Annotated in this window: 19 protein-coding genes; 8 read left to right on the forward strand and 11 right to left on the reverse strand. The window is 73.1% G+C overall.

What is annotated here, in order from left to right:
- Window positions 1-34: 34 nt before the first annotated feature.
- Window positions 35-1,228 (reverse strand): lipid-transfer protein, encoded by a 1,194-nt coding sequence (locus tag ACFVHO_RS36875; protein ID WP_385724719.1) that lies wholly within the window; start codon window positions 1,226-1,228, stop codon window positions 35-37.
- Window positions 1,229-1,448: 220 nt separating this feature from the next.
- Here ACFVHO_RS36875 and ACFVHO_RS36880 point away from each other — a divergent pair, with 220 nt between their 5' ends.
- From ACFVHO_RS36880 to ACFVHO_RS36900, 5 genes are all read left to right on the forward strand, one after another.
- Window positions 1,449-3,209 carry an MFS transporter gene (locus tag ACFVHO_RS36880; protein WP_385724721.1) on the forward strand — a complete coding sequence of 587 codons (1,761 nt, stop codon included), beginning with the start codon at window positions 1,449-1,451 and terminating at the stop codon, window positions 3,207-3,209.
- Between the two features lie 196 nt (window positions 3,210-3,405).
- Window positions 3,406-4,011 (forward strand): class I SAM-dependent methyltransferase, encoded by a 606-nt coding sequence (locus ACFVHO_RS36885; protein ID WP_385724773.1) that lies wholly within the window; start codon window positions 3,406-3,408, stop codon window positions 4,009-4,011.
- Window positions 4,012-4,021: 10 nt separating this feature from the next.
- A complete protein-coding gene (locus tag ACFVHO_RS36890) occupies window positions 4,022-5,041 on the forward strand; it encodes an N-acetylmuramoyl-L-alanine amidase (protein WP_385724723.1) in 1,020 nt (339 codons plus the stop codon).
- Window positions 5,042-5,321: 280 nt separating this feature from the next.
- Window positions 5,322-6,212 carry a hypothetical protein gene (locus ACFVHO_RS36895; protein ID WP_385724725.1) on the forward strand — a complete coding sequence of 297 codons (891 nt, stop codon included), beginning with the start codon at window positions 5,322-5,324 and terminating at the stop codon, window positions 6,210-6,212.
- Between the two features lie 151 nt (window positions 6,213-6,363).
- Window positions 6,364-7,377: an LLM class F420-dependent oxidoreductase gene (locus tag ACFVHO_RS36900; RefSeq protein WP_385724727.1), complete on the forward strand. Its 1,014-nt coding sequence runs from the start codon at window positions 6,364-6,366 to the stop codon at window positions 7,375-7,377.
- A gap of 23 nt (window positions 7,378-7,400) precedes the next feature.
- Here ACFVHO_RS36900 and ACFVHO_RS36905 read toward each other — a convergent pair whose 3' ends face one another.
- From ACFVHO_RS36905 to ACFVHO_RS36920, 4 genes are all read right to left on the reverse strand, one after another.
- The gene (locus tag ACFVHO_RS36905) at window positions 7,401-8,183 is read right to left on the reverse strand and encodes a hypothetical protein (RefSeq protein ID WP_385724728.1); all 783 of its coding nucleotides are present in this window, start codon (window positions 8,181-8,183) and stop codon (window positions 7,401-7,403) included.
- Window positions 8,170-9,774, reverse strand: coding sequence for a substrate-binding domain-containing protein (locus ACFVHO_RS36910; RefSeq protein ID WP_385724730.1), 1,605 nt, complete (start codon window positions 9,772-9,774; stop codon window positions 8,170-8,172). Before ACFVHO_RS36910 ends, ACFVHO_RS36905 begins: the two co-directional genes overlap by 14 nt.
- A complete protein-coding gene (locus tag ACFVHO_RS36915) occupies window positions 9,771-11,033 on the reverse strand; it encodes a hypothetical protein (protein WP_385724732.1) in 1,263 nt (420 codons plus the stop codon). The genes ACFVHO_RS36910 and ACFVHO_RS36915 overlap by 4 nt, the downstream gene beginning before the upstream one ends.
- A 347-nt stretch (window positions 11,034-11,380) precedes the next feature.
- A complete protein-coding gene (locus ACFVHO_RS36920) occupies window positions 11,381-11,914 on the reverse strand; it encodes a hypothetical protein (protein WP_385724734.1) in 534 nt (177 codons plus the stop codon).
- A 131-nt stretch (window positions 11,915-12,045) separates the two neighbouring features.
- Here ACFVHO_RS36920 and ACFVHO_RS36925 point away from each other — a divergent pair, with 131 nt between their 5' ends.
- On the forward strand, window positions 12,046-12,339 hold the full coding sequence (locus ACFVHO_RS36925) for a hypothetical protein (protein WP_385724736.1): 294 nt from the start codon (window positions 12,046-12,048) through the stop codon (window positions 12,337-12,339).
- 50 nt (window positions 12,340-12,389) lie between these two features.
- Here ACFVHO_RS36925 and ACFVHO_RS36930 read toward each other — a convergent pair whose 3' ends face one another.
- Genes ACFVHO_RS36930 through ACFVHO_RS36940 form a run of 3 tightly spaced genes read right to left on the reverse strand, consistent with a single transcriptional unit; the run spans window position 12,390 to window position 15,726 of the window.
- On the reverse strand, window positions 12,390-13,463 hold the full coding sequence (locus ACFVHO_RS36930) for a prenyltransferase (RefSeq protein ID WP_385724737.1): 1,074 nt from the start codon (window positions 13,461-13,463) through the stop codon (window positions 12,390-12,392).
- A complete protein-coding gene (locus ACFVHO_RS36935) occupies window positions 13,460-14,266 on the reverse strand; it encodes a class I SAM-dependent methyltransferase (protein ID WP_385724739.1) in 807 nt (268 codons plus the stop codon). The genes ACFVHO_RS36930 and ACFVHO_RS36935 overlap by 4 nt, the downstream gene beginning before the upstream one ends.
- Window positions 14,260-15,726 carry a glycosyltransferase family 4 protein gene (locus ACFVHO_RS36940; RefSeq protein WP_385724741.1) on the reverse strand — a complete coding sequence of 489 codons (1,467 nt, stop codon included), beginning with the start codon at window positions 15,724-15,726 and terminating at the stop codon, window positions 14,260-14,262. Before ACFVHO_RS36940 ends, ACFVHO_RS36935 begins: the two co-directional genes overlap by 7 nt.
- Window positions 15,727-16,006: 280 nt before the next feature.
- On the opposite strand from ACFVHO_RS36940, the gene ACFVHO_RS36945 reads away from it, so the two are divergent.
- Both ACFVHO_RS36945 and ACFVHO_RS36950 read left to right on the forward strand, forming a co-directional pair.
- On the forward strand, window positions 16,007-16,642 hold the full coding sequence (locus ACFVHO_RS36945; protein ID WP_385724742.1) for a TetR family transcriptional regulator: 636 nt from the start codon (window positions 16,007-16,009) through the stop codon (window positions 16,640-16,642).
- Window positions 16,643-16,992: 350 nt separating this feature from the next.
- Complete coding sequence (locus ACFVHO_RS36950) at window positions 16,993-17,604, forward strand: LuxR C-terminal-related transcriptional regulator (RefSeq protein ID WP_385724744.1); 612 nt, start codon at window positions 16,993-16,995, stop codon at window positions 17,602-17,604.
- On the opposite strand, the gene ACFVHO_RS36955 is transcribed toward ACFVHO_RS36950, so the two are convergent.
- The 3 genes from ACFVHO_RS36955 to ACFVHO_RS36965 form a co-directional block, all read right to left on the reverse strand.
- Complete coding sequence (locus ACFVHO_RS36955; RefSeq protein WP_385724746.1) at window positions 17,605-19,632, reverse strand: ATP-binding cassette domain-containing protein; 2,028 nt, start codon at window positions 19,630-19,632, stop codon at window positions 17,605-17,607.
- Window positions 19,633-19,637: 5 nt separating this feature from the next.
- Window positions 19,638-21,398: an ABC transporter ATP-binding protein gene (locus ACFVHO_RS36960; RefSeq protein WP_385724747.1), complete on the reverse strand. Its 1,761-nt coding sequence runs from the start codon at window positions 21,396-21,398 to the stop codon at window positions 19,638-19,640.
- Between the two features lie 107 nt (window positions 21,399-21,505).
- A complete protein-coding gene (locus tag ACFVHO_RS36965) occupies window positions 21,506-21,634 on the reverse strand; it encodes a SapB/AmfS family lanthipeptide (RefSeq protein ID WP_385724749.1) in 129 nt (42 codons plus the stop codon).
- Window positions 21,635-21,693 lie beyond the last annotated feature (59 nt).

The following is a 21,693-nucleotide window of genomic DNA, read 5'->3' on the forward strand; positions in this document are numbered from 1 at the left end:
CAGGTCCTGTCGGGAGTCCTGGTACCCGTCGCGGCTATGACCGGGGGCGCGTGAGGAGCGTCACCATCGCCGCCCCGCCGAGGCCGACGTTGTGCGCGAGTCCCACCCGCGCCCCGGCGACCTGGCGCGGTCCCGCCTCGCCCCGCAACTGCCAGCTGAGTTCGGTGGCCTGGGCGAGGCCGGTCGCGCCCAGGGGGTGGCCCTTGGAGATGAGGCCGCCGGAGGGGTTCACCACCCAGCGGCCGCCGTACGTCGTCGCGCCGGACTCCACGAGCTTGCCGGATTCGCCCTCCTCGCACAGGCCGAGGGCCTCGTAGGTGAGGAGTTCGTTGACGGAGAAGCAGTCGTGCAGCTCGATGACGTCGAGGTCGTCGGGGCCGAGCCCCGAGGCGTCGTAGGCCTTGCGGGCGGCCGCGCGGGCCATGGGGGTGCCGACGACGTCGAGGCAGCTGCCGGAGGCGAAGGTCTCCGCGGTGTCGGTCGTCATGGCCTGGGCCGTGATCTCGACCGCCCGGTCCCCGAGCCCGTGCCGGTCCACGAACGCCTCCGAGGCCACGACCACGGCGGCCGCGCCGTCCGACGTCGGGGAGCACTGGAGCTTGGTGAGGGGGGCGTGCACGGTCCTCGCGGCGAGGATCTCCTCGACCGTGTACGCGTCCTGGAACTGGGCGTTGGGGTTGTTCGTGGAGTGCCGGTGGTTCTTCGCGGCGACCGCCGCGAGCTGCGCGGGCGTCGTGCCGTACCGCTCCATGTGCTCGCGGGCCGCGTTGCCGAAGAGCTGGGCCGTGGGCGGTGTCGCCTCGAAGCCGTGCCGGGCCGCCATGACGCCGTAGTGCCGGGCCACCGGGGATGTCGCGAATTCGCCGTCGCTGCCGCCGCCCAGCGAGCCGCGCTTCATCTTCTCGAAGCCGAGCGCGAGCACGCACTCGCTCTGCCCGCCCGCCACGAACTGCCGGGCCATCATGAGGGCGGTGGAGCCCGTGGCGCAGTTGTTGTTGACGTTGTAGACGGGCACTCCGGTCAGGCCCAGCTCGTACGCGGCCCGCTGGCCCGCCGTCGACGCCTGGAAGCAGTACCCGGCGACGACCTGCTCCACCTGCTCGTAGGCGATCCGGGCGTCGGCGAGCGCGGCGGTGCCCGCCTCCTTCGCCATGTCCCAGTACTGCCAGTCGCGGGTCTCGGGCTTCTCGAACTTCGTCATGCCGACACCGACGATGTAGCTCTTCACCGCTGGGGCTCCTTCCGAGAGCGGGCGGCAAGACTAGAACACGTTTCAGTTCACCGGAAGGGCGACGACCTCCGGCACGTACAGAACCGGTCAATGGCGGGTCAAGACTTCCCTTGGTTCGACACCCGTCGGAATAGTCGCCCAGGGATACAGGTTCATCCTGCATATACCTGCGGGTGCCCCACCCACCGCCCCTCTTCCTGCCGGAGGCCGCACGCCCATGTCCCACGCGACGACCCACCCCCGCGGTGACCGCGCAACGCGCGGAACCGGCGGTGTCGTCCCCGTCCTCGCCTTCGCGGGCATCGTCGTCGCCGTCATGCAGACGCTGCTCGTCCCCGTCATCAAGGACCTGCCGACGCTGCTCGGCACCGAACCCTCCAACGCCACCTGGGTCATGACCTCGACCCTGCTCGCGGGCGCCGTCTCCACGCCGATCATGGGCCGTCTCGGCGACCTCTTCGGCAAGCGCCGGATGCTGCTCACCAGCCTCGCCGTGATGGTCGTCGGCTCCCTGGTCTGCGCGTTCACCGACGATCTGCTCGTGATGATCGTCGGCCGCGCCCTGCAGGGCTTCGCGATGGGCGCGATACCGCTGGGCATCGGCCTGATGCGCGACGAGCTGCCGCGCGAGAAGCTCGGCTCCGCGATGGCCCTGATGAGCTCCTCCATCGGTGTCGGCGGCGGCCTCGCCCTGCCCGCCGCCGCCCTCGTCGCCCAGCACACCGACTGGCACGCGCTGTTCTTCGGGGCCGCGGGCCTCGGCGTCCTCGCGATGCTGCTCATCTTCTTCCTGGTGCCCGAGAGCCCGCTGCGCGCCGAGGGCACCTTCGACGTGGCCGGCGCCCTCGGCCTGTCCGCCGGACTCGTGCTCTTCCTGCTGCCCATCACCAAGGGCAGTGACTGGGGCTGGAGTTCGGGCCTGACCCTCGGGCTCTTCGGGGCCTCGGCCGCCGTCCTGCTCCTGTGGGGCGTGATGGAACTGCGCCTGAAGGCACCGCTGGTGGACCTGCGCACCACCGCCCGGCGCGAGGTGCTGCTCACCAACCTCGCCTCGATCATGGTCGGTGTCGCTTTCTACGCCATCTCGCTCGTCCTGCCCCAGCTCCTCCAACTGCCCACGTCCACCGGGTACGGCCTCGGCCAGTCCATGGTCGTCGCGGGTCTGTGCGTGGCGCCGCTCGGCCTGACGATGATGTTCACCGCGCCGGTGTACGCGCGCCTCTCGGCGAAGTACGGCCCGAAGATCACCCTGATCCTCGGCCTGCTGATCATCGCGATCGGCTACGGAGCGGGCCTCGGCCTGATGAGCGCCGCCTGGCAGACCATCGTCATCGCGGTGATCGTGGGCGCGGGCATCGGCCTCGCCTACTCCTCGCTGCCCGCCCTGATCATCGGCGCCGTCGACCCGTCCGAGACGGGCGCGGCCAACGGCCTCAACACCCTGATGCGGTCCATCGGCACGTCGGTGTCGAGCGCCGTCATCGGCATGGTGCTCGCCAACACCGCGACCCACACGGGGCCGGTCGACGTGCCCACGATGGAGGGCTTCCGCACCTCCTTCCTCATCGCCACCGGCGCTGTCGCCATCGGTCTTCTGCTCGCCCTGTTCCTGCCGGGACGGGGGCGCGCACCTGCCCAGGACAAGCCGCAGCTCCGGGCCAGCAGCGAGGAGGACGCGGGCATCGAGCGGGCCGCGCGAGCCCTCGGCGGCTTCCAGGGCCGGGTGCTCGCCGCCTCCGGCGCGCCGGTCGCGCGGGCCAAGGTCACGCTGATCGACCACCGGGGCAAGCAGGCCGGCGCCGCGCTGACGGACGGCGAGGGGCGCTACGCCCTGGAGGTCCCGGCCGACGGGCCCTACGTCCTCGCCGCGACGGCCGCGGGACACGCGCCGCACGCCGCGTCCGCCGCCCACCCCGGCGGGGAGCGGCCGGTGGAGGTCGACCTGGCCCTGCCGGGCGAGAGCGAAGTCCTGGCCTGAGGCCGACAATCCCCACACCCCCGTCACCCCCATGACGGGGGTGTGGTGCACGATGGGGCGCCCCGCGCGTCCGCACGCGCGGGCCCGTTCGCAACGCGCACCCCGCGGGCCTCCACGCGCCCGCCCCGAGGAGGAACCCTTGGCCGCCGAGCCCGGTCCCGACGTACTCGACGCCTTCGAGGCCGCGAAGGGCTTCATGCCCGTGAAGGAGGGCCTCGCCCTGTACGCGGCGGCCACCGAGGCCGCGGCGCTCGGGCTGCCCCTGCTCGAAGTCGGCACGTACTGCGGCCGCTCCACGATCCTGCTCGCGGACGCGGCCCGCGCCGCCGGTGTGAGCGTGATCACGGTCGACCACCACCGGGGCAGCGAGGAGCAGCAGCCGGGCTGGGACTACCACGACCCGGCGACGGTCGACCCGGAGATCGGCCGCATGGACACGCTGCCGACGTTCCGCAGGACCCTGCACCGGGCCGGTCTTGAAGACCACGTCATCGCCGTCGTGGGCCGCTCACCGCAGGTCGCGGCGGTGTGGAACTCCCCGGTCGCCCTCGTCTTCATCGACGGCGGCCACACGGACGAGCACGCGAACGCGGACTACGAGGGGTGGGCGCCGCACGTCGCGGAGGGCGGGCTGCTCGTCATCCACGACGTGTTCCCCGATCCGGTGGACGAGTGGACCGGGCAGGCCCCGTACCGGATCTATCTGCGGGCCCTGGAATCCGGGGCATTCACGGAGATCTCGGCCACGGACTCGCTCCGCGTCCTGCGCCGAACCGGCGCGGGCGCCCTGCGGCGGGACTAGGCTCGCTCCCGTGTCGTACGTAGGTCCGGACAGTCATCCACCGCGCCCGCCCCGCCGCTTCCGCGGTGGCCGCCCGCTCGCGGTCGCCCTCGCCGTGCTCGTGCCCGGCGCCCTCGCCGGGTATCTCCTCATGGACACCGCGAGCGACTCCAAGGACGGGAAGCCCGCCAGAACACTGCCGTCCGCGAGCCGTTCGGAGCAGGGCTCGCCCTCGAAGCCGAGCGCGGACGCGAGCAAGCCAGACAAGCCTGGCAAGCCCGACAAGTCGACCAAGCCGTCGAAGTCCAAGCCCGCCGACGACGCCAAGCCGTCCGCCGACCCCACGAAGGGCTCGGGCGGCCGCCCCGCCGCGTCCGGCCCCCTCAAGGGCAAGGTCGTCGTGGTGGACCCCGGGCACAACCCGGGGAACTTCAAGCACACCGCCGAGATCAACCGGCAGGTGAACATCGGGACGAACTCCAAGGAGTGCGACACCACGGGCACGTCCACCAACCGCGGTTACACGGAAGCCCGGTTCACCCTGGACCTCGCCCACCGCCTGCGCGACCTGCTGCACCGGCAGGGCGCCACGGTCCGCTTCACGCACGACGCCGACCGCCCCTTCGGGCCCTGCGTCGACGAGCGCGCCCGGATCGGCAACGAGGCCCGCGCCGACGCCGTGGTCTCCCTGCACGCGGACGGCTCCGCCGTCGGCAACCGCGGGTTCCACGTCATCCTGCCCGCGAAGGTCCGGGGCGGTGCCGCGGACACCTCCGCGATCGTCGGGCCATCACGTGACCTGGGCGAGCGCATCGCGGGCAAGTTCCTGAGCGTCACCAAGAGCGCCCCCTCCAACTACGTCGGCGGCGGCACCGGCCTCGACGTCCGCGGCGACCTCGGCGGCCTCAACCTGTCGAAGGTCCCGAAGGTGTTCATCGAGTGCGGCAACATGCGCGACCCGAAGGACGAGGCGTTGCTGACGAGCGGCGCCTGGCGGCAGAAGGCGGCCCAGGGCCTCTCGGACGGCATCGAGAGCTTCCTGCGCGGGTAGACACAGGCGGGCGCCGGGCTGGAGGCGGGTGCCCGAAGGGGCGGATTCCGGGGTATCACCCCATGTCGTGATGTGTTCGATGCCGTCTCGTCACGGGACGGCAACCGGCAGATCTTCACTGGGTGACGATCTTTATCCCAAGCAGACACCCCGGCTGACCGGAGGATAGTGTCCTCCCTACGATGAGGGGCCACCCCCGCGCTTCGCGCACCGCGACACGACCGCGACTACGGCGACAGCGACGCCTCTACCGACGAGACGACTGACGAAGGACCCTGAAGTGAATTTCCGCTCCCTCACTCGAGGCGACGGCGTGGTGATCGGAGCAGCGGTGTTGCTCTTCATCGCCTCGTTCCTCGACACTTTTGACTCCGACGGCTCCGACAGCGACAAGCTGCCGATCGCCTGGGACAACGGCAACCTGCTGATGAGCGTGTACCTGCTCGGCGTCATCGGCGCCGCGCTCATCGTCGTGGGCCGCGGCATGGGACAGCGCAAGGTCGTCGGCCTGGAACTGGGACAGGTTGGTGTCGTCTTCAGCATCGCCGCCGCCTGGAGCGCGCTCGGCGCGATCTTCGACACGGACCAGTCGTTCGGCTTCTTCTTCGAGCAGCTCGGCAGCCAGTTCGGCGGCAGCGGTGGCGGCGCCGAGTCCCCCGACGCCGGAATGGGCCTGATCCTCGGCCTGATCGCCACGCTCGTCATGGCCGGTGCCGCCGTCGCCACGCAGATCGTCCCCGCCCTCAAGGCCCCCCTCGCGGGCGGCGGTGGCCCCAAGCCCCCGCAGCCCTACGGTGGCCAGCCGCAGGGTGGCTACGGCTACCCGGGTGCGCAGGGTGCCCAGCCGGGCCAGCCCGGTCAGCCCTACGGCGGCCAGCCCGCCGCCCCGGCGCAGCCCTACGGCGGCCAGCCGCAGGGTGGCGGCCAGACGCCGCCGCCCGCCCAGGCGCAGCAGGCCGGCGCCCCGGCCGGGGACTTCTCCCCGTTCTGGTTCGCCGTGCCGGTGCCGCGTCCGCTGTACGCCGAGGACGGTTCGCCGACCCCGATCGCGGAACTGGCCCCCGGCACCTGGTACTTGGCCGTGGAGCAGCGCGGCCAGAGCCTGGTGGCCCAGACGCAGGACGGCCGTCGCGGCGTCCTGCAGGACACCACGGGCATCCAGCGCGGCTGAGCCCACGCGCTCGCGCGCACCCGCAGCACCTCAGCGGCCCCTCGCCCCTTCCGGGCGGGGGGCCGCTGGCGTACCCTCCTCCAGTCGACCCGCACCTGATGAACCGTCAGCTCTCTCGGTCCACTCACTCCGTCTGCTTCCTGGAGGACCCATGCGGCTCGGGCTCGCGCTCGGATACTGGGGCCGCGGCCCCGAGGCCCGGCACCTGGCGCTCGCCCAGGAGGCCGAGCGGCTCGGGTACGACTCGGTGTGGACCGCGGAGGCGTGGGGGTCGGACGCGTTCACGGCGTTGACGTGGATCGCCGCGCACACCTCGCGGATACGGCTCGGTACGGCCGTGGCGCAGATGGCGGCCCGCTCCCCCACCACCACCGCCATGCACGCCCTCACCCTCGACCATCTCTCCGGCGGGCGGATGCTGCTCGGGCTCGGGCTCTCGGGGCCGCAGGTGGTGGAGGGGTGGTACGGGCGGCCGTTCCCGAAGTCGCCGCTCACCGCGACGCGGGAGTACGTCGACGTCGTACGGCAAGTGCTCGCACGGGAAGGGCCCGTGGTCCTGGACGGACGGTTTCACCCGCTCCCCTACCCGGGCGACGACGGCACCGGGCTCGGCAAGCCGCTGAAGTCCATCACCCATCCCCTGCGCGGCGACCTGCCCGTGCTGCTCGGCGCCGAGGGGCCCAGGAACATCGCGCAGACCGTCCGGATCGCGGACGGATGGCTGCCGCTGTACTGGTCGCCGACGCGCACGGACGTGTACGAGGCGTCGCTCGGCGACGGGCTGCGGGAGGGATTCATGGTGGCGCCGCTCGTGCGGGCCACGGTCTGCGACGACGTCCGCGAGGGGCTGCTCCCGGTCAAGGCCATGCTCGGCTTCTACATCGGCGGCATGGGGCACGCGGCCCGCAACTTCCACGCCGACCTGATGGGGCGGATGGGGTACGAGGAGGAGGCGCGGCGTGTGCAGGAGCTGTTCCTGGCCGGGCGGCGGGAGGAGGCCGTGCTCGCCGTGCCGGACGCGTTCGCCGACGAGATCTCGCTGGTCGGGCCGCGCGGGCGGATCGCCGAGCGGCTCCAGGAGTGGCGCAAGGGGCCGGTGACGGACCTGCTGGTGCTCGCCACCGACCCGCACACCCTGCGCACCCTCGCCGACCTCAACTCGTAGCCAGGGCCCCGCCCCGCCCCGCGTCAGCGGAAGATCGCGACCGCGTCCAGGGTCAGCTCGCCCGCCTCCCGGTTCCAGGTGCGCACCTTGCCCAGGCAGCGGGCCTGGAACTCGCCGCTGAAGTAGTCGTCCTCGTTCAGGAACTCCTCGCGGATGCCGTCGGCGGCGCAGGTGATGCGGACGTGGGCGGGCGGGGCTCCGCTGCCGTAGCGGGCGCGCAGGACGACCTCGTCGCCGCCGACGCGACGGGCGGTGAAGCGGCCGGTGACGGACACGAACTCCGACATGACGGCGCTCAGCGGCACCCGTTCGTCGTCACTGTCGCGCAGCGCGTCGGCCAGGGAGCGGTTGGGGACGAGCAGACCGGTGGTGAGGTCGGCGTGGACGACGGCGTCCTCGCGGCGCATGGTGTCCATGAGCAGGCCGATGACGGTGATCGGGGTGTTCTGCTGGACGTAGGTGGTGAAGCGCTCCTTCGTCACGTCCCGCCGTGCCTTCGCGCCCGCCGCGCCGGTGACCTTCGCCCACAGGCCGAAGCCGGACGTCACATTGGTGCGGTCGGCCACCTCCTGCTCCAGGGCCGCCGAGAACCCGCCCGTCTGATAGAGGTCCATGACGCGCTGTTCGTGCAGGTAGAAACACATGCCATGGAAGGTGCGGCGGCGCCGCGACCCGCGCCCCGGACGCCCGAGCGCCCACCGCGCCACGGCGTACCGCGCGAGCGCGCCCACGCACACCGCCGTCGCCAGCCACACCGTGACCCACGGCCACCACAGGTCCCACCACTTGCCGTCAACGACACCCACGGATCTCCTTGAACGCCTGGGAGAGGGAAGAGGAGTTGGCGTCCACCATGCGCCCGCCGGTGGCGTCGGCGGCCCGCCGCAGCTCGCCCGCGTCGGCCTCGCCGAAGTGGACGGGGAAGGTGGGCACCGCGCGGGCGGCGGCGCCGAGGCGGGCGTGGCGGCGGGTGAACTCGCCGTACGTACGGCCCGCGTTGTTCTCGCCGTCCGTCATCAGGACGATCGAGAGCGGCTGTTCGGGGTGGTCGGCGACGGATGCGGACGCCACATCGTAGCCGCGGCCGAGCGCCGACCACACGGCCGTGTCGGCGCCGAAGCCGCCCTCGCCCACGAAGGAGTTGAGCGCCCGCAGGTCCCCGTTCCCGCGCACGGTCACGGTGCGCTCCTGAAGGACCCGGCCCGCGAACCGCACCACGGTGAGCCGCTCCCCCCGGTAGAAGCGGGCGAACTTGCCCGTCGCCGTCGGATCGGCGCCGCTGAGGTCGGCGAAGGCCGCCCGCAGGTCCGCCATCCGCCGCCCCCGCATGGACGTGGAGAAGTCGAGCAGGAACACGACGTGGTCGGCCGCGCGGCTGCCCGGCGTGCCGTAGTCGTCCATCAGACGCCGGACGACGGCGATCCTGTCGGGGTACGACAGGGCGTTGCCGATCTCCGCGCGCAGCCGGGCGGGGCGCGGCACGTCCGGGCTGACGGGCCGCCGCCAGGTGCGCTCCATCAGCTTCTGCTGCACCTCGTCCCTGCGCAGCCAGTCGACCACCTTGCGGTACGCCTTGTGCTCGCCCGCGTCGAGCAGCATCAGCGGGAAGTCGGAGAGGACCATGCCGTCCTCGGGGTGCACGATCTCAAGCGGCCGCTTCAGCTTCCCTGCCGCGTTCAGGGTGAGCAGCTCCGACTCGTGCGCGATGAGCGCGTCGGCGGCGCTCTGACGGCGTACGTAGGTGTCGATCAGGTCGCGGGAGCTGGCGCCGGTGAGGGTCTGGCCGGAGCGGAAGCCGCGCAGCCGGTCGCAGGACACGTCCCGTTCGCGCAGCGCCCCGCCGGTGCCTGCCGCCGCCGTGGCCACGCCCACCAGGGCGGCGCGCCCCGTGTCGCTGCGCCGGGGGTCGGGCATGCCGAAGCGCAGGCTGCCGTCGGCGGCGGCGTCGGCGATGTCGGCCCAGGAGAGACGGCCCCCTGGGACTTCGCGGCGCAGCCGGTCCGCGGCGGCCGGGGCCAGGCCCACGACCACGGGCGACCGCATGATCGCCGTGGACTCGGGCCGGGCGGCGGGCGTGCCGGAGTCCTGGAGCCGCAGCAGGTAGGAGCGGTCGGAGGCGGGCCAGGCGAGATCGTAGGGGCCGAGCGGCCCGGAGAGATCGGCGGTGGCCTTGTAATCAAGCTTCAGCTCGACCCCGGTGTCCTCCTCCAGGTCCCCCAACAACGGCTCCACGTCGGCGAGTTCGGGGCTGGCGAGGACGCGCAGGGTGTGGTGCGGCTCGTCCTTCGTGCAGCCGGTGAGGGTGGCGGCGGCGAGGAGGAGGCCGAGGGCGAGCAGGGGCTCGGGGCGGCGGCGAGTGCGGGGGCGGTAGGTGCGGGGGCGGCCGGTGCGGGTCATTCGTCGTCCCGTCCGGGGGGCGGGCAGCTGCCCACGTGGTTGATGATCCGCTCCAGGGCGTTCAGGTCGGGGGCGTCCACCTTCGTCTGGTCCGGATTCGGCGTCGGGACCTGCACCTCGTGGTCGCGCAGATACGCGTTGAGCTGCTCGCTCGTCCCGTCCTCGCCGGAGAACCGGACGCGGAAGCCCAGTTCGATGGCGCGGCGGCGCAGGGCCGCGTCGGACTCCATCAGGTCGGTGAGGCGGTCGCCCTGCTCGCCGAGGGAGATCAGCTCGGGCTCGGTGAGGGCGTGCGGGGAGGGGTAGAGCAGGACCCGCCGGGTGTCCTGCTCGCCGTGCTTCTTCTGGTGGTCCACCTGATGCTTCAGGAACTGGTGCTCGTAGACGAGGGAGACCGGCGCTATCGACTCGCCCTCGTCGGAGAAGTAGCTGTCGGCCTGCTCGTCGGCTGCCATGCCCTGGAGGTTGATCAACGGCTTGACCTGCGCGGCGACATCGAGGACCGGGTCGCCGGCCGCGCGCCGCTCCGACCCCCGCCTGCGCTCCGTACCCGGCGCCTGATTGCCGTTCTTCACGAACGCGAGAATGCTCAAGTACGTGCCCGCGGCGTTGGATTCACAGACGCTGGAGGTACGGACCAGGACGCGGCCGCCGTTGCTGCGCCGCGAGTGGTCCTTGAACCCGACGCCGTTCCAGGTCCGCTCCAGCTCGATCAGCTTCAGGAACCCCCGCATGTCGAGGTCGTAGTAGAGCGTGTCCCCGCCGCCCGCCGCCTTCTGCGGGCGCGCCACGCCCGCCGCCACCAGCGTCGTCGCGTAGTCGCGGAACGTACCGAGCACCAGCGGCGTGACGAACGGCCGCGCCGTGCGCACCGAGCGCTGCTGCCGCTGCATGATCAGCTTCGCCGCGGGCTGGCCCGAGGGGAACACCACGTCCATGCCGCGCAGCGACTGCGTGGCGATGCCGCGCGAGCCGAGCCGGTGTATCTCCACCCGGATCCCGTGCTTCAACAGCAGCCGCTGGACCTCCGGGTCCTTGAAGAAGTCCGACTTCGACGCCATCTTCCCGTCGATCGTCGCGATCCGCTCGAAGGGGCGCAGGGCGTTCCCCGAAACCGTCAGCGCGAGCAGGCCCGCGACGGCCAGGGGGAGCGCGGCGACGACGTGGCGGGGGTGGCGGGTGCGGCGGCGGGTGGGGCGGCGCGTGGTCAGACGTGGCTCTTCGCTGGGGGTTCGGTCGGGTCTGCTGGCGTCTGACACCGGGGGCTCCTGCCTGTGGCGGGGGCAGGATCATCGGGGATGGGGGCGACGAGGGTGCGGCGGAGGAGTCAACTCCGCGTGAACCAGGGGGGAATGACGGTGTGTCATGGGGGGTGCGGGTTGTTCCCTGCCGGGGGCTCCCCAAGCCCACCCCTTTCCCGAAACCGGGGGCTGCGCCCCCGGACCCCCGCTGTCGGCGCTCCGCGCCTCGTCCTCAAACGCCGGACGGGCTAGAAAATGTGCCGGTAAGTTTCAGCCCCTCCGGCGTTTGAGGAGCGGGGTCTGGGGCGGAGCCCCAGTTTCGGTGAAGGGGCGGGATTGGGGAGCCCCCGGCAAGGCCCCCACCCTCACCCCTTCGCCAGCTCCCCCGCCGACGGCACCTTGTTCGTGACCTCGGCCCCGGCGTCCTTGCCCGCGTCCTTCACCTTGGTGATGGCGCCGTCGAAGGACTTCACCACGGACTCGGTGGAGTCGCCCTTGCGGAGCTTGGAGGGGAGGTCCTTGAGGGCGTCGATCCCGGCGGTGAGCGGGGCGACGGCCTTGGCCAGGGTCGGGTCGCCCTTGGCGTTGCGCAGCGCGGCCTTGAGGCGGTTGTAGGTGAACGCCCCGGCGAGGCCCGCCTTGATGAGGGCGAAGCGGCGGCCGTCGGCGCCGGAGGCGAAGGTGCCCGCGCGGTAGGGCTTCACGATCCACTGGTACGTGGCCCCGGCGGCGAGCCCCGCGTTGGCGACGAACCGGGTCTTCGCGAGCTTCTGGCGTTCGACCGTGCTCGTAGCGCTCGCGGAGGAGTCCTTGTCGTTGCCGCCGCACGCCGCCGTCGTGCCCGCGAGGAGGGCGCAGAGGAGCAGGGGGACGAGGGCGCGGAGCAGGGAGCGGGGCACGGTGACCTCCGGGCGGGGTGGGGGCGGCCGCCGCCAGCCTCACCCGGCCGGGCCCGGCCCGCCACCGGGGCGCGGCCGACGGGGTGGCACCCCCCAGGTTTCGGCCACCCCTCCCCCGGTACCCGCCCCCCATGTCCCCCGTACACAAACAACGCACCACGGAAGCCGCCAAGGTCATCGTCGTCATCGCGGACGTGATGGCCTTCATCCTCGCCCTGTGGGTCCTGATGGACCTGTTGGACGCCAACCGTGCCAATGACCTCGTACAGGTCGTGCATGATGCCGCGCGTTGGCTCGCGAGCTGGTCGCACGACCTGTTCACGTTCGACGAGCGCTGGGCCCGCGTGGTCGCGGGGTACGGCCTCGCGGCGGTCGTCTACCTCGTCGCGGGGCACTTCCTCGCGGGGCGGCTGCGGCGGCACTGAGCGTCAATCCGAGCCGACCCGATGGGCGAGCCCGCGACAGGCCCCCGCGCTCAGGCGCAGCAGTCCGGGTCCAGGCCCACCGGCAGCCCCGTCCCCGAGAACACCCCGCACGTCGCCTCGTCGCCGCCGAGTGCCGCGACCGCGAGGAGCAGCGAGCCCGCCGTCCAGGTGGTGAGCTCGACGGGCCAGATCGCGGCGTCCTCGAAGACGTATCCCGTCCAGTAGAGGCCCGACTCGGGGTCACGCAGGTGTTGGATGGACTTGAGGACGTCCAGGGCGCGGTCGGATTCGCCGAGTGCCCAGAGCGTCAGGGCGAGTTCGGCGCTCTCGCCGCCGGTCACCCACGGGTTGGGGTGCACACAGCGCACGCCGAGGCCGGGGACGACGAAGCGGTCCCAGCCGTCCTCTATGCGGGACTTGGCCTCCGGTCCTGTGACCGCGCCGCCGAGGACCGGGTAGTACCAGTCCATGGAGTAGCGGTCCTTGTCGAGGAAGCGCTCGGGGTGGCGGCGGATCGCGTGGCCGAGGGCGCCGGTCGCGAGCTCCCAGTCCGGCTGCGGGTCGTCGCGCAGGTCGGCGAGGGCGAGGGCGCAGCGCAGCGCCTGGTAGACGGAACTGCAGCCGGTGAGCAGGGCGTCCGGCACCGGGGTGCCGTCGGGGTCCCGCTTCCAGCCGATCTGGCCGCCGGGCTGCTGGAGTTCGAGGACGAACTCGACGGCCGCGACGACGACCGGCCACATCCGGTCGAGGAAGGCCTCGTCGCCGGTGCTCAGGTAGTGGTGCCAGACGCCGACGGCCACGTACGCGCAGAAGTTGGTCTCGCGGCCGCGGTCGGTGACGTCGTCGGGGTCGCCGTCGGCGTACGCCGCGTACCAGGAGCCGTCCGGGTTCTGGTGCCGGGCCAGCCACTCGTAGGCGCGGGCGGCGGCCGCGTGCTCGCCGGCGGCGTCCAGGGCCATGGCGGCCTCGGTGTGGTCCCACGGGTCGAGGTGGTGGCCGCGGAACCAGGGTATGGCGCCGTCCTCGCGCTGGACGGCGAGGATGCCGCGGACCGTCGCCGTCGCCTGATCGGCCGTCAGAACACCGGGCAGGACCAGGCGTTCGGTGCGCTCGGGAATCGTCACGCCCCGGCCTTCGCGTCGTCGGCGGCGGCACGGTCGGGGGTGGCGGTGTCGGCAGGGGCCACTGCGTCAGAGGCGGTCGCGGCGGCGGGCAGGTGCGGCTTGGTCGCGTACGCCACGAAGCTCTTGCCGATCAGCGGGTTGAGCGCCTGCTCGGCGACCTTCGTCGCCAGCGGCTTCTTCATGATGTCCCAGACCAGGAGCTTGTGGTACGCCCGCACCGGCAACGCCTTGTCGTTGTCGACGCCGAACGCACACTTCAGCCACCAGTACGGCGAGTGCAGGCCGTGCGCGTGGTGCGTGCCGTACGGCTTGAGGCCCGACTCCCGCATTTTCGCGAGCAGTTCGTCGGCCTTGTAGATGCGGATGTGGCCGCCCTCGACCTCGTGGTAGGCGTCACTGAGCGCCCAGCAGACCTTCTCCGGGCCGTAGCGGGGCACGGTCACGGCTATCCGGCCGCCCGGCTTGAGGACCCGGACCATCTCGGCGAGCACGCCCTTGTCGTCCGGGATGTGCTCCATCACCTCGGAGATGATCACGACGTCGAACGACTCGTCGGGGAAGGGCAGGTTGAGGGCGTCGCCCTCCATGGCCGTGGCGGTCGCGCCCGCCGGGGCCTCGCCCGCCTCCTTCATCGCCGCGAACCACTTGGCGACCTCGCGGATCTCCTCCGCGTTCCGGTCCAGGGCGACCACCCGGGCGCCGCGCCGGTAACACTCGAAGGCGTGACGGCCCGCCCCGCAGCCCAGGTCAAGCACGCGGTCACCCGCGGCGAGCGGGAAGCGGGTGAAGTCGACGGTCAGCACGTGGCCCTGCTTTCGGGTTGAGGTCCTGCAACTTCGCCGCGGGCCGCGGCCCCGGCCGTCGGCAGCGCGTGGCCGCGGGCCACCGCACGGGCGGCGCCCCGGCCCGCGGAGCGGTCGATCGCCGCGCGGTACAGCTCCGCGGTGCCCTGGGCGGCGCGGGCCCAGGTGAACTTGGCGAGGACCCGGGCCCGGCCGGCGGCGCCGAGCCGCGCCCGCAGCTCCGGGTCGCCGAGGAGCCGGTTCAGGCCCGCGGCGAGCGCGCCCGCGTCGCCCGGGGGCACCGCGAGGCAGGTGTCGCCGTCGCGGCCCGCGACCTCCGGGATCGCCCCGCCGGTCGTGGCGAGCAGCGGCGTCCCCGTCGCCATGGCCTCGGCGGCGGGCAGCGAGAAGCCCTCGTACAGCGAGGGGACGCAGGCGATCTGGGCCGAGCGGACCAGGTCGACGAGCTCCTCGTCGGTGATGCCCTTGACGAACTCCACGGAGCCTTCGAGGCCGTACTTCTCGATGGCCTGCGCCACCGGGCCGTCCTCGGCGCGCTTGCCGACGACGACGAGGTGCGCGGCGGGGTTCTCGGTGCGGACCTTGGCGAGCGCCTCGACGAGGTGGATCAGACCCTTCAGCGGTACGTCCGCGCTGGACGTCGTCACGATCCGGCCCGGCACCTCGGGCACCGCCGGGTCGGGCGAGAACAGGTTCGTGTCGGCGCCGATGTGGACGACGTTAATCCGGTCGCGGCGGACGCCGAGGTGGTCGACGATCTCCTGGCGCGAGGTGCCGGACACCGTGAGGATCGACGGCAGGCGTCGCGCCACGCGCTTCTGCATCCGTGTGAACGCGTACCAGCGGCGGACCGACGCGCGGCGCTTCCAGTCCGGCGCGGCGTCGAGCTCCAGGCGGCGGTCGACGGTGATGGGGTGGTGGACGGTCGTCACGAGGGGGGCGCCGAGGTCGCCGAGGAGGCCGTAGCCGAGGGTCTGGTTGTCGTGCACGACGTCGAACTCGCCGCGCCGGGCGCGCAGGTGGCGGCGGGCGCGCAGGCTGAAGGTGACCGGCTCGGGGAACCCACCGGTCCACATCGTCGCCACTTCGAGGGCGTCGATCCAGTCGCGGTACTCGTCGCGCTTGGGGGTGCGGAAGGGGTCGGGTGAGCGGTAGAGGTCCAGGCTCGGCAGCTCGGTCAGGCCGAGGCCGCGCAGGTCCTCGCCCTCGTCGAGCACGGGGTAGGGCTGCGCGCCGATGACCTCGACGCGGTGACCGAGGCGGACCAGCTCGCGGGAGAGGTGGCGTACGTAGACACCCTGGCCGCCGCAGAACGGGTTCCCCTTGTACGTGAGGAGCGCGATGCGCAGCGGGCTCTCGCCGTCGGCGGCCGCGCCCGGGGGCACGTCCGGCGTCGTGCCCGGTGTCGCACCCGGCACCGGCCCCGGAAGGGGACCCGCCTCCATGGCCTCAGCGGTCACTCTGGCCCCCTTCTGCCTTCAGTTGTCCGCGAGATTACGCCGGGACGGTAATGTAGAACAAGTTTCAGACTTGTTCCTGTCATGATCGTCCTTGATCGCCGGACCCGCTCGAATCTACCGGCAGGTAGCCGGGCCGGAAGGTCCGGATCAGGTGATTCGCGCCACGGCGGCCGCCCTGCCATGCTGTGCGGTCCCGATGGACGGGAGCAGGACGGGAACGGTACGGGCACGGGGCGGGACCGATGGACACCGCCGACGGGACTGACGGGGCGACGGGACTATGACGGCTGACGCGAAGACGGCTGGAGCGAGCGCGGCACATCCGGCGTCGCCGCCCCTCACCGAGCGCCAGGAGGCGCGCCGCCGCCGCATCCTGCACGCGAGCGCCCAACTGGCGAGCCGGGGCGGCTTCGACGCGGTCCAGATGCGGGAGGTGGCGGAGTCATCGAGCGTCGCCCTCGGCACGCTCTACCGCTACTTCCCGTCGAAGGTGCATCTGCTCGTCGCGACCATGCAGGACCAGCTGCAGCACATGCACACCACCCTGCGCAAGCGCCCCCCGGCCGGGGAGACCCCGGCGGAGCGGGTCGCGGAGACCCTGATGCGGGCCTTCCGCGCCCTCCAGCGCGAGCCGCACCTCGCGGACGCCATGGTGCGCGCCCTCACCTTCGCCGACCGCTCGGTGAGCCCGGAGGTCGACACGGTCTCGCGGCTCACCACGGCGATCGTCCTGGATGCCATGGGCCTGGACGGACCGCCGACCGCCGCCCAGCTCTCCGCGGTGCGGGTCATCGAGCACACCTGGCACTCCGCGCTGATCACCTGGCTCTCGGGGCGCGCCTCGATCGCCCAGGTCAAGATCGACATCGAGATGGTCTGCCGGCTGATCGACCTGACGGCGCCCGACTCCGCCTGACGCCCGCCCCGGCCTGATCGCACCCGCCCGCGGCGCCGACGCATCGTAGGGGCTCAGTGACACCACGTAGGGGCGGAGTGTGTGCTTCCGGCCGATGAGCTGTCGCACAGGGGGCGCACTTGGTTCAGACATATGCGCCCCCTTGGCATCCCCTTGGCCAGTTCTCAGCGTTCATGACAGAGGCACTACGGCTTTCAATGGTCTGCGCAACGCTCGGCACCCCGGCGAACGGCCGGGGCCGGGGCACCAGGTGCGGTTCGGACGGCGCTCGGGTGGGACTCGGTCAGGAGGGGCGAGTGACGCGGCCCGGAACCGCAAGCTGGAGGAGCACGGTGCTGGAGGGGCAGAACGTGATCCGCGTACTTCTCGTGCACGACGCCTGTCTGCTGCGATCGGCTCTGGCGGAACGACTCGCCCGTGAGCCCGACTTGGAGGTGTTCCACACGCCATGGGGGGCCGCCCGGCGCCGTCTGGGCTCGGTACGGCCCGATCTGTGCGTCGCCGACCTCGACTGCGAGACCGGGTACGCGCTGGCGCCGCTCGGTGAACTCAAGACCACCGCGACCGGCGCGGGCGCCCGCTGCCCGCTGCTCGTCCTCGCCTCGGCGCACCGGCCGGGACTGCTGCGCCGGGCCGTGGAGGCGGGCGCGATCGGCTTCGTCGACAAGGCGAGCGTGCCCGAGCAGTTGCTCACCGGCATCAGACAGGTGGCGTCCGGGGTGCGGTACGTCGACGAATCGCTCGGCTTCGGATTTCTGAAGGCCGCTCAGATGCCGCTGACCCAGCGCGAGTTGAGCGTGCTGTCGTTGGCCGCCGGTGGGGCTTCCGTCGCCGAGATAGCGCGCCGGCTGCATCTGTCGAACGGCACGGTGCGCAACTACATGGCCGCCATCACCCGCAAGACCGGCGCGCGCAACAAGGTCGACGCGATCCGGATCTCCTTAGGGGAGGGGTGGGTGTGATCAGGGCAGGACCGGCTGCGAGGCGGCCGCCGGGTTCCAGTTGCCCGCCAGGTCGCGGTACAGCTCCGACCGCTTGAGCAGTTCGCCGTGGCGGCCGCAGTCCGTACGGGGTCCGTCGAGGACCAGGACGCGGTCGGCACGGCGGGCCGAGCTGATGCGGTGCGCGACGACCACCAGGGTGCCGCCGGGCCGGGCGGCGAAGGCACGCTCGGCCCGGGACTCCGCCTCCGGGTCCAGATGACAGGTGGCCTCGTCGAGCACGGCCAGCTCCGCGTGCGCGACATAGGCGCGGGTCAGGGCGATCAACTGGCGCTCGCCCGCCGAGAGGGCGGCCGGGTCGAGCCGCGCCCCGAGGCCGCCGACGCGCTCGGCGAGCGGCCCGAGGCCCACGGCGTGCGCGGCGTCGAGGAGTTCGGCGTCCGGCACCGGGTCCTGCCGCAGGTAGCGCAGGTTCTCCCCCAGGGTGCCGCCGAACACATATGCCTCCTGCGGGATGAGCACCCGCCGCGCCACGGCCCTCCCGTCCCGCGCGTCCCGCCCGGCCACCCGCACACTGCCGCTCCCTGGCGCCAGCATCCCCGCGACCAGGCCCGCGAGCGTCGACTTGCCGACCCCGCTCGGCCCCACGACGGCCAGGTGACCGCCGCGCGGCAGGACGAGGTCCAGGTCGCGGATGACGGGTTCGGCGTGCGGGCCGTAGGCGAAGGTGACGGAGGTGAGGTGGAGGGCCGGGGGTGGGGTGGGAGGTGGGGTGAGGCTGGTGAGGTCAGTAGAGCTTGTGAGGTCGGTGGGACCGATGGGTTCGGTGGGTCCAGTGGGTCCAGTGGGTCCGGTGGGGGTCTTGGTGAGGGACGGGCCGGTGGTCTCGGGCTCGGCTCCGGCCTCGACTCCGGCCTCGACTCCGGCTCCAGCCCCGGCTTCGGCCCCGGCTTCGGGCGGCGGCAGCGCACCCCCGGGCTCCCCCGTCCCCTCCGGCACCAGCCTCCGCAGGATCACCACCAGGCGTGTGCCCGCCGAGCCCAGGCCGTGGACCAGGTTGTGCAGGGCCGGCAGGAGGGCCTGGGTGACGTAGGTGAGGGCGCCGACCAGTTCGCCCGCGGTGACGTCGTGGGACAGGAGCCAGGGGCCGGTGGCCAGCAGCAGCACGATGGGGAGCTGGCCGCCGAGGGCGAGGGAGGCGATGCGGACGACGGACCAGCGGGCCAGGGTGCGGGACGTCTCGTACTCGGTGGTGAGGCGGTCCTCGACGGCGGCGGCGGTCGGCTCCTCGGCGCCCGCGGCGGTGACGTCCCGCAACCCGGGGCAGACGGCGCCCAGTTCGGTCGCGATGGCCTCGTCGGCGGCCAGGTAGTCCTCCTGGCGGCGGGCCAGCGGGCGCAGGGTCAGGATGAACAGGCCGACGCCCGCGACCAGGGGCGGCGCCACCACCAGGACGAGCAGCGGGGCCAGGGTGCACAGGCCGATCAGTGCGCCGACGGCGGTGAACACGAAGGAGCGCGACACCATCACCAGGCCCGCGAAGGTGTCCCGCGCGGTCTCCACCTGCTGGGTGAGCCGGGACACGGCGGCGCTGTCGGCCTCCTCGATGCCGCGCGCCACGACGTGCCGCACGAGCGCGTCCCGCATCGGCTCGACGAGGCGGGCCACGGCGCGGAACACCTTCCCCGTGCCGTACGCCGCGACGAGCACCCCGCCCGCGGCGGCGAGCAGCCAGCCGAGCCCGACGGCCCCCCGCCCGGCGAGGAACCCGTCGTCGAGGGCGCGGGCCAGGGCGTACCCGGTGAGGAAGGTCTGGCCGGTCTCCAGGACGGACCAGAAGGCGATCTGCGCGACCACCCATCGGCGCTCGCGCAGGAAGCGGGCGCCGCGGGCGTACGTGCCCGTGCCCGCACGGACGCCACCGGCGGCCGGGCCGCCCTGGGCCACCGGGCCGCTGCCGGCCCTGCCGACCCCGCCGACCTCGGCGACCCCGTCGTCCCGGCCGCCCCTCACGGCCCCGTCGCCCTTGACCGCGTCCACTCGCCCCACGCGCGTCACTTCCCCGCCCCCTCGCCGCCTTCACCGCGCGCGTCCCCCACGTCCCGCACGTCCCCCTCGTCCTCCACCTGCTCGAACGCCCTTCGGTAGTCCGGGAGTCGCCACAGTCGCTCGTGGCTGTCGAAGGCGCGGATCCGGCCGCCGTCGAGCCAGGCCACGGCGTCCGCGCGGGCCGCGGTGGCGGCGCGGTGGGCGACGATCAGGCGGGTGCGGGACGGCGTGGTGCGCAACAGGGCCTCCGCGACGCGGTGTTCGGTGACCGTGTCCAGGCTGGAGAGGGCGTCGTCGAGGACGAGGAGCCGCCCGCCCCGGGCGAACGCGCGGGCCAGGCCCAGGCGTTGGGCCTCGCCGCCGGACAGGGGCGCGGCGGCGCAGGCGGTGGCGTAGCCCTCGGGCAGGCTGCGCACGAACCCGTCGGCGCAGGCGGCGTCGGCGGCGCGCCGGACGCTGTCGCGGCCCGGCCGGGGTTCGCCGAAGCCGATGGTGTCCTCGATGGTGGCGCCGAGCAGGGCGGGCCGCTCGAAGGCGTAGCCGACGTGCCGGCGCAGCTCCTCGCGGCTGAGGTCCGGCAGCGGTACGCCGTCCAGGAGCACCGTCCCCCGGTCGGGGTCGGCGAGGCGGCCCGCGAGGGCGGCGAGCAGCGACTTGCCCGCGCCGGAGCGGCCGACGACGGCGACGGTGTGCCCGCCGGGGACGGTCAGGTCGACGCCGTCGAGCACGGTGCGCCCGCCGCGCCGGGCGGTGACGCCCCGCAGCTCCAGGGCACCCTTCCCGGCGGGGAGCCGTGTGTCGCCGTGGCGCGTGGCCGGTTCCTCCTGGACCTCGGCGAGCCTGCCCGCGGCGGCCTTGGCCCGCACCAGACCGCCGAGCTGGCCGACCAGGACGCCGACGCCGGTGGCGAGCGCCGCGTACCGTACGGCGGCGAGCAACTCCCCCACCGACAGGCGGTGGTGGAGGATCAGATAGCAGGACACGGCGACGACGCCGATCTGCAGGAGCGGCGCGAGCGCGACGGCCTGGGCCTGCGAGCGGGCCTGCACGTGCCACATGCGCACGCCCTGGCGGGCGAGTTCGGGCAGCGGCGCGAGGACCCGCGCGGCCTCCTTGCGCTCGGTGTGCGCGGCGGCGATGGTCCTGGCCCCGCCGATCGCCTCGGTGAGGCGGCCCGCGATGTCGCCCTGGATGGTCTGGTACCGGGCGACGCAGTCCGACGAGGCCCGGGTGAACGCCCGCAGGAGCAGCACCAGGACCGGCGCCCCGCCGAGGAAGACGGCCGCGAGCCAGAAGTCGATGAGGCCGAGCGCCACGACGGCGCCGACGGGTGCGGCGACGGCCGCGAAGAGCCCGGCGAGCACGGCGGGAGCGGTACCCGCCTGCGCCGCGCTGCCGACGAGGCGGGCCACCAGGTCCCCGGCCGGGAAGCGGGCGGTGGCGCGCGGTCCGACGCCGAGGACGTGCCGGACGAGGCGGCCGCGCAGCCACAGGGTGGTGCGGGCGGCCGTGGTCGCGGAGAGCACTTCCTCGCAGGCGTCCAGGGCGGCCATGACGCCGACGAGGACGGCGCACCACAGCACCCAGCCGCTCGCGTCGCCCCCGGCGAGCAGGGCGTCGAGCGCGCGTCCGATGGCGAGTGGAAGGAGCAGGCCCGCGCCCGTTCCCGCGAGGCTGAGCAGGCACAGGACGAGGCAGCGTGCCGTGTTGTACCGGGTTGAATCGGTCAACAGGCGGCGCTGTGCGGCCTGTTCGGTGGTCGGCATGGCGGGGCGGGACCTCTCGGAAGCTGTCGGGCCCGGACGGCTCGGAAGCTGTCGAGCCCGGGCGGCCCACCGAGGTGGCACCGCCCGGGCCCGTCACTGACGTGAGCTCACAGACAAAGCAGGACGCTCGCCTGGCTGGCGCAGAGCAGCAGGCTGACCTGGCTGCCGCCGCCGTGGCCGCCGCCACCACCGGTCATCTCGTCGGTCTCCATGCTCTGCAGGTCGAGAAGCGCCATCGTCGTGCCTTTCTCTATGGGGACATGGTGCGTTGTGTGGTGCTTGCCGTGCGGGTGGT

This window comes from Streptomyces sp. NPDC127108 (assembly GCF_042677545.1).
Taxonomy (GTDB): Bacteria; Actinomycetota; Actinomycetes; order Streptomycetales; family Streptomycetaceae; genus Streptomyces.